At 65.8% G+C, this 12,340-nt stretch carries 7 protein-coding genes and 1 pseudogene; 4 read left to right on the top strand and 4 right to left on the bottom strand.

What is annotated here, in order from left to right; genetic code table 11:
• Window positions 1–16 precede the first annotated feature (16 nt).
• Window positions 17–427, top strand: a complete 411-nt coding sequence (locus tag VGR99_RS16815; RefSeq protein ID WP_326899727.1) for a hypothetical protein — start codon at window positions 17–19, stop codon at window positions 425–427.
• Window positions 428–570: 143 nt separating this feature from the next.
• Here the strand turns inward: VGR99_RS16815 and VGR99_RS16810 are convergent, their stop codons facing one another.
• The gene (locus VGR99_RS16810; RefSeq protein WP_326899726.1) at window positions 571–978 is read right to left on the bottom strand and encodes a nuclear transport factor 2 family protein; all 408 of its coding nucleotides are present in this window, start codon (window positions 976–978) and stop codon (window positions 571–573) included.
• Between the two features lie 215 nt (window positions 979–1,193).
• A complete protein-coding gene (locus VGR99_RS16805) occupies window positions 1,194–3,707 on the bottom strand; it encodes a cation-translocating P-type ATPase (protein WP_326899725.1) in 2,514 nt (837 codons plus the stop codon).
• A 346-nt stretch (window positions 3,708–4,053) separates the two neighbouring features.
• On the opposite strand from VGR99_RS16805, the pseudogene VGR99_RS16800 reads away from it, so the two are divergent.
• The 3 genes and pseudogenes from VGR99_RS16800 to VGR99_RS16790 all read left to right on the top strand — a co-directional run.
• A pseudogene (locus VGR99_RS16800) lies at window positions 4,054–5,697 on the top strand (thiamine pyrophosphate-requiring protein); the annotation flags it as partial.
• Between the two features lie 95 nt (window positions 5,698–5,792).
• Window positions 5,793–8,279 (top strand): GAF domain-containing sensor histidine kinase, encoded by a 2,487-nt coding sequence (locus tag VGR99_RS16795; RefSeq protein ID WP_326899724.1) that lies wholly within the window; start codon window positions 5,793–5,795, stop codon window positions 8,277–8,279.
• A 78-nt stretch (window positions 8,280–8,357) separates the two neighbouring features.
• Window positions 8,358–10,007, top strand: a complete 1,650-nt coding sequence (locus tag VGR99_RS16790) for an alpha/beta hydrolase (protein WP_326899783.1) — start codon at window positions 8,358–8,360, stop codon at window positions 10,005–10,007.
• Between the two features lie 4 nt (window positions 10,008–10,011).
• On the opposite strand, the gene VGR99_RS16785 is transcribed toward VGR99_RS16790, so the two are convergent.
• Both VGR99_RS16785 and VGR99_RS16780 read right to left on the bottom strand, forming a co-directional pair.
• Window positions 10,012–11,592: an MDR family MFS transporter gene (locus VGR99_RS16785; protein WP_326899722.1), complete on the bottom strand. Its 1,581-nt coding sequence runs from the start codon at window positions 11,590–11,592 to the stop codon at window positions 10,012–10,014.
• Window positions 11,593–11,748: 156 nt separating this feature from the next.
• Window positions 11,749–12,264 carry a YcgN family cysteine cluster protein gene (locus VGR99_RS16780; RefSeq protein ID WP_326899720.1) on the bottom strand — a complete coding sequence of 172 codons (516 nt, stop codon included), beginning with the start codon at window positions 12,262–12,264 and terminating at the stop codon, window positions 11,749–11,751.
• Window positions 12,265–12,340 lie beyond the last annotated feature (76 nt).

Below are 12,340 nucleotides of genomic sequence, written 5' to 3'. Positions count from 1 at the left end.
CGCCTGAAGGAAACGGATGAGAATCGCGACGCTCTTGGCTCTTGGCCTCATGCTTGTCGGCATCTGGCCACAGGACGGTGCGAGGGCACAGACCTCGTCCGCGCCGCCGGTTTCGCTTGCGCCGCCCAAGGCATCGCCGCCGCGCGCAAGCGCCAAAAACTCGCCGGCCGCGTCGGACAGGGTGCCATCGACACCGATGCCTGGCGGACTGCCGCAAGCGCCGAATCCTGCCGCCGACTATGACGGCTTCAGCGTCGGCAGCGAAGTCAATGACACGCCGGATCAGGCGCCGCGACCCGCGACCTCACGCGCAGCAAAGGGCGCCAGGTCCGATCCGGATCCGAAGGGCAACGCGGCTCAGCAATTGATCGATCAGGAAGACGAGGCGTTGAAACGCAAATTGTCCATCTGCAAGAACTGCAAGTAGGGCAGTTTGGTAGCCCGGATGGAGCGCAGCGAAATCCGGGACCGCTCCCGCTGATGCAATTTCCCCGGATTGCGCTGCGCTCCATCCGGGCTACGGCAGCTCGCTCGCAACGAACTCAGACCGTAACGCGGCTACGGATGTTCTCATCCCTTGTGACGGGTCCATCGCTCCTGGGGCTCATCGGCCCATGTGGTGCCAAGGCCAAGCATCGTGATCCAGGTCTCTGCCAGCTTTCCGTCCTCAATGCGATAGGCCTGCATACCGGCGCGGCTGCGCGTTTCGCCGGTCGCGGAATCAGGCCAGACAAATGCAAAGCGGAACCAGGCGCGATCGACCGTGAAGGAGTGATCGTAGACCACGACCCGGATTCCGGGACGGTCCTCGTGAACTGCCTGCAATTCCGTCGCGTATTCGTCGCGGGTCACGGTCCGGTCGCCCTTCTCGTCGTGCCGGATGTAATGCGATGCGACGCAGTCCGGGATCAGGCCATGCTGCCCTTCATGCCAGACCCGCTCCCAACGATCGAAGAGATCGCGCACAGTATCGGTCATGTCACCTCCGGAAATTCAAGCGGGCCCAGGACTCCCGCGCTACGTTGCAAAACTCTTGCCGAAATCCGGATCGTGCAAGCCTCCGAAAACCCGGCAGCAAGCTCGTAGCCCGGATGCAGCAAGCTCGTAGCCCGGATGGAGCGCAGCGAAATCCGGGACCGCTCCCGCTGATGCAATTCCCCCGGATTGCGCTGCGCTCCATCCGGGCTACGGGTCTAAGCTTTCCCCGACGCAGGCCAGCGCCGGCGCAACGGGTATTTCGACAGCTCCAGCAACACCAGGGATACCAGCGCCGCCGCCACCGTGACCGCGAGATCGTCGGCATGCAGCGGGCCAAACCGAAACAGGTCCGCTGCGGCCGGCCACGCAAGGCTCAGGGCAAGCACGGTCGTCACGAACACCACGATGATGGCCAGTGTCCGGTTCGGCCGGGTGAAGGCTTCGACGAGCGACGTCGAAAACGAGCGGTTGACGAAGATCAGGCTCACGATCACCAGCACCAGCGAGAAGAACGTCAGCGCACGCACCTCGTCTGCCGGCATGCCGTAGGCATTCGCCGTCACCATCACGCCGCCGGTCAGGATCAGTGCAAGCCCGCCCTGCAGCGCCGACCAGACCAGGAGGGACCTTGGCAACAGTGGCTCGTCCGGCGCGCGCGGCGGCCGCCGCATCACGTCGCGCTCTTCGGTCTCGGCCTCGAACACCAGCGAGCAGACGGGATCGATGATCATTTCGAGAAACGCGATGTGAACCGGCCCGAACAGCAGCGGCATTCCGGTCAGCAGCGGCAGCAGCGCAAGCCCTGCGATCGGAACGTGGACCGCGAGAATGAAGCTCATCGCCTTGCGAAGATTGTCATAGATCCGGCGGCCGAGCCGGATCGCCTTCACGATCGAGCCGAAATCGTCGTCGAGCAGGACGATCGAGGACGCTTCACGCGCCACGTCGGTGCCGCGCCCACCCATGGCAATGCCGATATGGGCGGCCTTCAGCGAGGGTGCGTCGTTGACGCCGTCGCCGGTCATGGCGACGATCTCGCCGGCGCTTTTGAGCGCATTGACGATGCGCAGCTTCTGCGCCGGCGCAATTCGCGCAAAGCCGGCTCGCCTCCGCGCCGCCTCGGCGAGCTCGGCATCGGTCATGCCTGCGAGATCCGATCCTGTCAGGATGCGCTCGGGATCGAGCCCTGCCCGCGTCGCGATCGCAGATGCGGTCGCCGGATAGTCGCCAGTGATCATGACCACGCGGATGCCGGCGGAACGGCATTCGGCGACGGCGGCCTTTACTTCGGGCCGTAGCGGATCGGCAAAGCCGGTCAGCCCGCAGAAGCGGAAGGAGAAGCCGCGCTGCGTCTCGGGAAGATCCGTCTCCGCACAAGTCGCCCGCGCCACGCCGAGCACGCGAAGCCCTTCCCGCGCGAGCGCGTCGACACGTGCCCGCAAATCAGCCAGCTCTTCCGCGCTCATGCCGCAGAGCATGCCGATCGTCTCGGGTGCGCCCTTTGCCGCGACGATGCTTTCGTCACCGCTTCCCCGCCACACGTTCGACATGGCGAGAAGATCGGGACGCAGGCCATAGCTCTGCACGAGCCGCCAAGCGGTGCCGGTACTTTGGCGGAGCGAATGCAGCGCCTTTTCCATGGGATCGAACGGCTCCGGGGCGCAGGCCAGGACGCCCGTTTCAATCAATGGATCGAACGCAGGCTCGGCGCGCACCGCAGCATCAGGCACGTATCGTGCGCCATCGGGCAGCATCAGGCACGCGACCGTCATGCGGTTCTCCGTCAGCGTGCCCGTCTTGTCCGTGCAGAGCACGGTTGCCGCGCCCAGCGTTTCGATGGCCGAGGCCCGCCGCGTCAGGACACGGGCCTGCGAGATGCGCCAGGCCCCCATCGCGAGGAACACCGTCAGGACAACAGGAAACTCCTCTGGAAGCATCGACATGCCGAGCGCAATGCCGGCAAGAACGCCCTCCAGCCAGCCGCCGCGGTAGAGTCCGTACAGGAGCACGGTCAACGCGATGACGAATGCGCTGACAACGGCAAACACGGACACCAGACGCGCGGTCTGCTGCTGCAGGCGGGGCGTTTCGGTGGTGAAGGAACTGAGCGACTGTCCGATCTTGCCGATCTCGCTCCGGACTCCCGTCGAGGTGACCTCCGCCATGCCGCTGCCGCGGACGACCAGCGTGCCGGAGAACACGAAGGGCTGGTCGTCGCCGCCCGCATGTGGCGGAAGTGGCTGTTCAAGGGAGGGACTCGCCTGCTTTCGGACCGGAACGGACTCTCCCGTCAGCAACGATTCATCCAGCAGGAGATCATCGCATTGGACGACCGTGGCGTCCGCCGCCACCCGGTCCCCCTCGGAGAGCACGATCAGATCGCCGCGAACCACCTCGCGGCCGGGAATACGGATGCGGTCGCCGGCGCGGATCACGAGCGCGCGCGGGCTGGTGAGATCCCGCAGCGATTCGAGCACCCGTTCGGTGCGCGCCTCCTGCACGATGGTGATGACGATCGAGATCGTGGCCAGAACGAGGAGCAGCACGGCCTCGCCGAAATCGCCCAGGGCGAAATAGATCAGCCCGCCCGCCAGCAGCAACAGCAGCATGGGCTCGCGCAGCACCTCGAGGATGAGGCGCACGACCGTCCGCCGGCTCGAGCGAGGCAGCTCATTGAAGCCCTCGGCCTTCAACCGGGCCTGTGCTTCGGACGCGGTCAGCCCGTGCATCGCGGGCGATCAGTGCTCGCAAGGTTCAACAACAGGTCCTCGTAGCTCATGCGGGTCCCCAAGGAGCCATTGAACGGTGCGCGTGCGTCATTTTCACCACCGCCGCCATCATGCCATGCCGCAGCCTGTCGCCGGCTTGACCTGAGTCAAGCGTCCGCCTGGCAACGGGACAAAATCGCCACAGCCATTCGCCCGGAAGCATTTCACCAACGCCCGTGACGTCGATCGGTGACGCCGTCCCGCATAGCAGACCTACCGCGCACCTTGCCGGCGCGCGCTTTACGTCTTCGCAATTTCCTGATCCTCTCTCCCCCAACCAGCCGGATCAACCGGCCTTGCCAGGGAGAGAGACGCCATGAAGCTCGGCACCGCGATTGCGGAAATCATGCGGCGCGAGGGGATCGAGATCCTTTGCGGCTACCCGGTCAACCATCTGATCGAGCACGCGGCGAAGGCCGAGATCCGGCCCGTGATGGTGCGGCAGGAGCGCGTCGGCGTACACATGGCGGATGCGATCTCGCGGGTGACGTCGGGGCGCACGATCGGCGCGTTCTGCATGCAGCATGGACCCGGCGCGGAAAACGCGATGGGTGGCGTGGCGCAGTGTTTTGGCGAATCCGTGCCCGTGCTGGTGCTGCCGATGGGCTATCAACGCAGGCTCGCGCATATCGAGCCGAACTTCAATTCCAGCGAGGCGATGAAGCCGTTCTCGAAATCCTCCGAGCCGATCATTTTGGCGGCCGAGGTCACCAACATCTTCCGCCGCGCCTTCACGAAACTGAAGAACGGCCGCGGCGGACCGGTCATCGTGGAAATTCCCTCCGACATGTGGAACGAGGAGGTGCCGGAGCCGCTGAACTATACGCCGGTGCTGCGCACGCGCTACGGCGCCGATCCTGTCCACGTAAAGGAAGCAGCCAGCTTGCTGATCAACGCCAAGCGGCCGGTGATCTATGCCGGCCAAGGGGTGCATTACGCGCAGGCCTGGCCGCAATTGAAGCTGCTGGCCGAGCGGCTCGCGATTCCCGTCACCACCAGTCTCGGCGGCAAATCCTCGTTTCCGGAAACGCACCCGCTCTCGCTCGGCTCGGGCGGCCTCGCGGTGCCGCGCGCGGTGCCAAAATTCCTCGCGGAGGCCGACGTCATTTTCGGCATCGGCTGCTCCTTCACGGAGACCAGCTTTGGCATTGCGATGCCGAAGGGCAAGACAATCATCCACTCCACGCTTGATCCCAATCATCTGAACAAGGATGTGGAAGCGAAGATCGGCCTCGTCGGCGATGCCGGCCTCGTGCTCGATGCGCTGCTGGAGGAGATCGGCAAGACTGTCACGAGGGACCGCGACGCCTCCGCCGTCGCCGCCGAGATCGCGGCCTCGCACAAGGAGTGGCTGGCGAAATGGATGCCGAAGCTGACCAGCAATGACGCGCCACTCAGCCCCTATCGCGTGCTGTGGGACCTGCAGCACACCGTCGACATCGCGAACACCATCATCACGCATGATGCCGGCAGCCCGCGCGACCAGCTCTCGCCGTTCTGGAAGGCGGTGGAACCGCTGTCCTATCTCGGCTGGGGCAAGACGACGCAGCTCGGCTACGGCCTTGGGCTGGCGATGGGCGCAAAGCTCGCAAAGCCCGACAAGCTCTGCATCAATGTCTGGGGCGATGCGGCCATCGGCTTTACGGGGATGGATTTCGAGACCGCGGTGCGCGAGCGCATCCCGATCATGTCGATCCTCCTGAACAATTTCTCGATGGCGATCGAGCTCAAGGTGATGCCGATCTCGACCGAGAAGTATCGCTCGACCGACATCTCCGGCGACTATGCCGCGATGGCGCGCGCCTTCGGCGGCTATGGCGAACGCGTGACCCGGCCTGAGGACATCATCCCGGCGATCAAGCGCGGTATCCAGAAGACGCAGGAGGGCGTGCCGGTGCTGCTGGAGTTCATCACCGGCAAGGAGACCGAAGTCTCCCGGCCGGGCACCTGAGGCGACCTCAAGGCCGTGAGCGCTGGCTCCAGCCGCGGGAAATGTGATAATCCGGCCGGGTGCCGCGCCTGCCGCAGCATTCAGCCGGAATGCGAATGACCACTCCCTCGAACGAGGCTGCCGGGATCGACGAGCTCAAGCGGCAATTGCAGTTGGCCGCAGCGGAGAACGCGCGGCTGCGCGATCGGCAAAACGCCAGCGCCGAGATCTTGCGCACCATCGCGGCCTCCCCCTCCGATGCCCGGCCGGTATTCGCGGCGATCGCCTCCAGCTCGAAACGCCTGCTCGGCGGCTTCTCCGCGACCGTGCTCCAGTTCATCGGCGACGAACTGCACCTCGTGGCGTTCACGCCGACCAGCCCGGAGGCCGACGAGGGCCTGAAGGCGTCGTTCCCGCGCCGGATCGAGGAATTTCCGACCTTTGCCCTCGTGCGCAACGGCGAGACGATCCAGTTTCCGGACAGTGAAGCCGACGGCGTTCCGGAGCTGAACCGCGACCTGGCGCGACTGCGCGGTTTCCGCAGCGTGCTGTTCATGCCGCTGATGAACCGGGACACGGCGGTCGGCATGATCAGCGTCACGCGCGCCGAGACCGGGGCGTTCGCGCCAGATCTCGTGCAGCTGCTCCAGACCTTTGCCGACCAGGCCGTGATCGCGATCGAGAATGCACGCCTGTTCAACGAGACGCGCGAGACGCTCGAGCGCCAGACCGCCACCGCGGACATTTTGAAAGTGATGGCGGCCTCACCGTCCGACGTGCAGCCGGTGTTCGACGCCATCGCCGCCAATGCCAACCGGCTGATCAGCGGCTTCTCCACCGCGGTGCTGCGCTACATCGACGGCGCGGCGCATCTTGTCGCCTTCACGCCGGGCGATCCCGAGGGCGATCGCGTGCTGCAGGCCTCGTTCCCGGTGCCGTTCGCGCAGTTTCCTGCCTACCAGCTCACGGTCAACGGTGAATCGGCGCAGCTCCCCGACACCGAGCTCGAGCCGGCCGCGCGCGACATCGCGCGCGCCCGCGGCTTCCGCAGCATGCTGTTCACGCCGCTGATGAGCGAAGGTGAAGCCAAAGGCATCATCATCGCCACGCGGCGAACGACCGGCAATTTCGCCGAGCATCATGTCCGGCTGCTGCAGACGTTCGCCGACCAGGCGGTGATCGCGGTCAAGAATGTCAGCCTGTTCAACGCGACCAGGGAGGCGCTGGAGCGGCAGACCGCCACCGCCGATATCCTCAAGGTGATCGCCGCCTCGCCCGCAGACGTCTCGCCGGTGTTCCAGGCGATCTCCGACAGTGCCAAGGCGCTGGTCGGCGGACATTCCTCCACCGTCACCCGCGTCATCAACGGCATGCTGCATCTGGCGGCCTTCACGACAGACAATGAGGCCGGCAATGCGGAGCTGTTCCGCACGTTTCCGGCGCCGCTGGCCTCGTCGGGCATTCACAGCCGGGTCGCGACCAGCGGTGAATACGCCTTTCGCAGCGACATGCAGAACGAGCCTGATCTGACCGACGCCATGCGGGAGCTGGCGCGGACGCGCGGCTATCGCAGCATCCTCGTGATCCCGATGCTGCGCGACGGCGTTGCGATCGGCACCATCGGCGTGACGCGGCCCGAAGCTGGTCCTTTCCCGGACAAGGCGATCAGCCTGCTCAAGACCTTTGCCGACCAGGCCGTGATCGCGATCGAGAACACGCGCCTGTTCAACGAGGTGCAGGACCGCACGCGAGAGCTCGCGAAGTCACTCGACGATTTACGCGCCGCGCAGGACCGGCTGATCCAGACCGAGAAGCTGGCCTCGCTCGGCCAGCTCACAGCCGGCATCGCGCACGAGATCAAGAACCCGCTCAACTTCGTCAACAATTTCGCCTCGCTCTCCGCCGAGCTGACCGACGAGCTCAACGAGGTGCTGGCGCCCGTCCCGCTCGCGGGCGACCTCCGCAAGGAGGTCGACGAGCTGACCGACCTCCTGAAGGACAATCTCGGCAAGGTCGTGCAACACGGCAAGCGCGCCGATTCCATCGTCAAGAACATGCTGCTGCATTCGCGCGAGGGCGGCGGCGAGCACCGGCTGAGCGACATCAATGCGCTGGTCGAGGAAAGCCTCAGCCTCGCCTATCACGGCGCACGCGCCGAGAAGCCGCAGTTCGACGTGACGCTGAAGCACGAGCTCGATCCTGCGGCCGGACAAGCCGAAGTGTTTCCGCAGGAGATCACCCGGGTGTTGCTGAACCTGATCTCGAACGGGTTTTATGCCGTGAACAAGCGCCAGGCGGAGAACGGCGCGGGCAATTACGAGCCGGTGGTGACGGCCACGACGCGCGACCGCGGCGACAGCATCGAGATCCGCATCCGCGACAACGGCACCGGCATTCCGGACGAGGTGATGGCAAAGATGTTCAATCCGTTCTTCACCACCAAACCGGCCGGCGAAGGCACCGGCCTCGGGCTGTCGATGAGCCACGACATCGTGGTGAAGCAGCACGGCGGTCGGATCGACGTGGCGACCGAGCCGGGCAGGTTCACGGAATTCACGATCCTGCTGCCGCGCAAGAGCAGCTTTTCGGACAACAAGAGGTAGCGTCACCCGGGGGGTATCTTGAAGAGTCTCGCGTGGTTCATTCGGAGGCAACTGCTGTCGCTGTCCGGCGTCGGCCTCATGCTCGGCGCCCTGTTCTTCGCGGCGTCGCTGACGCCGACGCTGATCCCGCGGAGCTATCTCACGCAAGGCGCCATCGCCGGCGCCTGTTTCGCGATCGGCTATCTCGCCGGCAATGTGTGGCGCTGGCTGTGGCACTATCTCGAACTGCCCGAACCGTCGGCGCGGCTGCGATCCGGCGCGAATGCGCTGGTTGCGGCCGGCTGCCTGATCGTCGTCATCGTCTATCTGTGGCGGGCCGCCGGATGGCAGAACTCGATCCGCGCCGTGATGAAGATGCCGCCGGTCGAGACCGCGCATCCGCTCAAGGTCTGTGCCATTGCCTTGCTCACATTCATTGTGCTGCTGGTACTGGCGCGGCTGTTCGTGCTCGCCGCGCGCTTCGTCGCCACGCGCACGCGGCGTGTCATTCCGCGGAAGGTCGCCAACGTCATCGGCGTATTCGTGGCAGGCCTGCTGTTCTGGTCGATCGCCAGCAACGTCCTGATCCGCACGGCGTTCAACGCACTCGACTCCTCGTTCCGCGAGCTCGATGTTCTGTTCGAGCCCGAACGGCCGCAGCCGACGGCGCCCGAAAGAACGGGAAGCCCGGCGTCGCTGGTGAAGTGGAAGGAGCTCGGGCGCATGGGGCGGCGGTTCATTGCCGCAGGCCCGACCGCGACGGAGATCAGCGCCCTTACGGGACTGCCCGCGCAGAATCCCGTCCGCGTCTATGTGGGCCTCGGAAGCCGCGACACGGCACAGGCACGCGCCCGGCTTGCGCTCGACGAGCTCAAGCGGCAGCACGGATTTGAGCGCTCGACCCTCATCGTCGTCACGCCGACCGGCACCGGCTGGATCGATCCGTCCGCAATGGATACGGTCGAATATCTCCACCATGGCGACGTCGCCAGCGTCGCGATGCAGTACTCCTATCTCAACAGCCCGCTGTCGCTGCTGTTTCAGCCCGAATACGGCGCGGAAGCGGCGCGCGCGCTGTTCGCCGAAATCTACGGCTACTGGACGACGCTGCCCAAGGACCGGCGGCCGAAGCTGTACCTGCATGGGCTCAGCCTCGGCGCCATGAACTCGGAAAAATCCGCGGAGCTGTTCGAGATAATCGGCGATCCCATTGCAGGCGCGCTGTGGAGCGGCGCGCCGTTCGAAAGCCGCATCTGGCGCTCGATCACCGCAAACCGCAATCCGGGCTCGCCGGCCTGGCTGCCGGAATTCCGCGACGGCCGCCTCGTGCGCTTCATGAACCAGAATGGACCGACGGTCCCGGCGGATGCGCCCTGGGGGCCGATGCGCGTCGTCTATCTGCAATATGCCAGCGACGCGATCACGTTCTTCGACTACCGCGACGCCTATCAGGCTCCGGCCTGGATGAAGGCCCCGCGCGGCCCCGACGTGTCACCCGAGCTGCGGTGGTATCCCGTCGTCACGATGCTGCAGCTGGCGCTCGACATGGCGGTCGCGACCAACACGCCGATGGGCTTTGGCCATGTCTACGCGCCCGAGCACTATGTCGATGCCTGGGTCGCCGTCACCGATGTCCATGACTGGTCCGCCAACGCGCTGGCGCAGCTCAAGGCCTATCTTGCGGCAAGGGCGCGAAAGGCGGCCCCAGGCAACGTCGCAGAGGATCCTTACGCCGACCGCGGCGGCTAGCGCCCTACTCCGCCATCTCGACGTGCTTGGCGACGGTAGGACCGGCCAGCGGCCGCTCCTCCATCAAGATCAGGCAGAGCGCGGCGGTGGTCATCAGCGCGGTGGCGGCGCCGAACACGTAGCGGAAGGCGTGGCGCATGTCGTCGGCGGGAATTGAAACCGCTCCGGCAACGTGATGCTCGCCGGCGAGCGGAACGTCGGTGCCGAGCGCGATCAGCAGGATCGCCGCGAAGGCCGCGACCGTGAACGAGGACATCAGCGAGCGGAAGAAGTTCATCGCGCCGGTGATGGTGCCGACCTGGGGACGCGCGACCGAATTCTGCAGCGAGACCACGCAGACCGGGAACGTCGTGCCGAGGCCGAGCGCGAACGCAGCCATCAGCGTCAAGAGGCCCCACAGCGGCAGGGTCGTCAGCGTGAGGCCGAGACCGCAGAACGCGGCCCAGGAGGTGCCGACGATGGCGACGCGCTTGTAATGCTTGGCGCGGGCCATGGTGCGGCCGGCCACGGCGGCTCCCACCGTCGAGACCGCCGCGAGCGGGATCAGCGCAAGTCCCGCCTCGCTGGCGCTGAGGTGATAGACCGTCTCGTAATAGAGCGGGAGCTGCACGGTGAGGCCGGTGATCGCACCCAAGCCGCAGCCGCCGGCCGTCAGCGCGAACGGGGCGACCCGGCCCGTCAACAGCTTCAGCGGCAGGAACGGCTCGTCGGCGCGGCGGGCGTGCCAGACGAAGGTGACCGCGAGCGCGACGGCCGCGCCGATCATCGCCAGCACGGTCGGCGACAGCCATGGATAGCGCGTGCCGCCCCAGGTCAGCACCAGCATGAAGACGACGGCGGAGGCCATCAGCAAGACGCCGCCGAGCCAGTCGACCTTGCGCTTGCGGTGGAACACCGGGATCTTCTTCATCTTCGGCAGCAGCAGCGCGATCGCGGCGGCCGCGAGCGGCAGGTTGATCCAGAAGATCATCGACCAGTGCAGATGCTCGGCGAACACGCCGCCGATGACGGGGCCCAAGATGCCGCCGACCATCCAGACGCTCGAGAAATAGGCCTGGTACTGCCCACGCTCGCGCGGGCTCACCACGTCGGAGATCACGGTCTGCACGACCGGCATGATGCCGCCGCCGCCGAGGCCCTGCAGGCCGCGCGCGAGGATCAGCATCGGCATGTTCGGCGCGATCGCGCACAGGATCGAGCCCGCGACGAACAGGCTGAGCGAGGTGGTGATCATCGCCTTGCGGCCATAGATGTCGCTGAGCGTGCCGAACACCGGCGCGACCGCGGTCGAGGCGAGCAGATAGGCGGTGATGACCCAGGACAGGTTCGAGACGTCCTGGAACTGGCGCCCGATGGTGGGAAGCGCGGTGGCGACGATGGTCTGGTCGAGAGCGGCCAGGAACATCGTCAGCATCAGGCTGATGACGATGGTCCGCACCTCGTCCTGCGACAGCGGCGCCGGCGGTGCGAGCGAGGGGGCGTCATCGACGCTCAAGACTTCGCCGGGAAGTCGGGACAGCTCTTCGGCGATATCGTCAGGCAACGCCTGGACGTCGGCAGTGCCCTGCCGTTCGAACTTGTTCATCTCGATCGGAAGCCGTGGAGCGGCGCAACGCCGCGAAGGATTCGTTCTATGCAGGCCAATGTAGACAGCAAAGTTCTTCCCAGGCAGGCACCGCGGCGCATGGGTGCATCCCACCCCCGGCGTCTCCCGAAGACGTGACCACAGAATCGCGGCGGATCAGTCCTTCGGGCGTCGCTTCAGGCGTGCCCGTTTCGGCAGCACCGCCGGCCACTGCACGATGTGGTCCTCGAGATCCTCGTCCGGGATCTCCTCCTCGCTGCCCTCGACCCGGCCGCGCACGGAGACGCCGGCTTCATGAACGGTGTTGGGATCGCCCGAGACCAGCGGATGCCACCAATAGAGGTCGCGCCCCTCGGCGACGAGCTTGTAGCCGCAGCTCGGCGGCAGCCAGTTCAGGGTGCGGACATTGGCCGGGGTCAGGCGGACGCAGTCCGGAACCTTGTCGGAGCGATTCGGGTAGTCCTTGCAGGCGCATGTTCCGGCATCGAGCAGCTTGCAGCCGACATGGGTGAAATAGATCTGGCCGGTGTCCTCGTCCTCGAGCTTGTTCAGGCAGCAGCGGCCGCAGCCGTCGCACAGGCTTTCCCATTCGGCCGCCGACATCTCTTCCAACGTCTTGGTTTTCCAGAAGAATCCTTCCTGGCCTGAAGGTCGTTTGGGAGCTGCGGTCATGCGTCTCAACAAGGTTCGAAAGAGCTACGGTTAACCCCATCTAGGGCGCGCGGGCATTGCACTGCAAGCAACGCCC

Source organism: Bradyrhizobium sp. (assembly GCF_035935975.1).
In the GTDB taxonomy this organism is placed as follows: domain Bacteria; phylum Pseudomonadota; class Alphaproteobacteria; order Rhizobiales; family Xanthobacteraceae; genus Bradyrhizobium.
Note: the sequence above shows the minus strand (reverse complement) of the source record. Positions and strands in the feature narration are given on the sequence as shown.

Coding starts and splice junctions, on each gene's coding strand:
- VGR99_RS16805 (WP_326899725.1), bottom strand. CDS start 3,707: ATGCACGGGCTGACCGCGTCCGAAGCACAGGCCCGGTTGAAGGCCGAG.
- VGR99_RS16785 (WP_326899722.1), bottom strand. CDS start 11,592: ATGAACAAGTTCGAACGGCAGGGCACTGCCGACGTCCAGGCGTTGCCT.
- VGR99_RS16780 (WP_326899720.1), bottom strand. CDS start 12,264: ATGACCGCAGCTCCCAAACGACCTTCAGGCCAGGAAGGATTCTTCTGG.
- VGR99_RS16790 (WP_326899783.1), top strand. CDS start 8,358: ATGCTCGGCGCCCTGTTCTTCGCGGCGTCGCTGACGCCGACGCTGATC.
- VGR99_RS16810 (WP_326899726.1), bottom strand. CDS start 978: ATGACCGATACTGTGCGCGATCTCTTCGATCGTTGGGAGCGGGTCTGG.
- VGR99_RS16815 (WP_326899727.1), top strand. CDS start 17: ATGAGAATCGCGACGCTCTTGGCTCTTGGCCTCATGCTTGTCGGCATC.
- VGR99_RS16795 (WP_326899724.1), top strand. CDS start 5,793: ATGACCACTCCCTCGAACGAGGCTGCCGGGATCGACGAGCTCAAGCGG.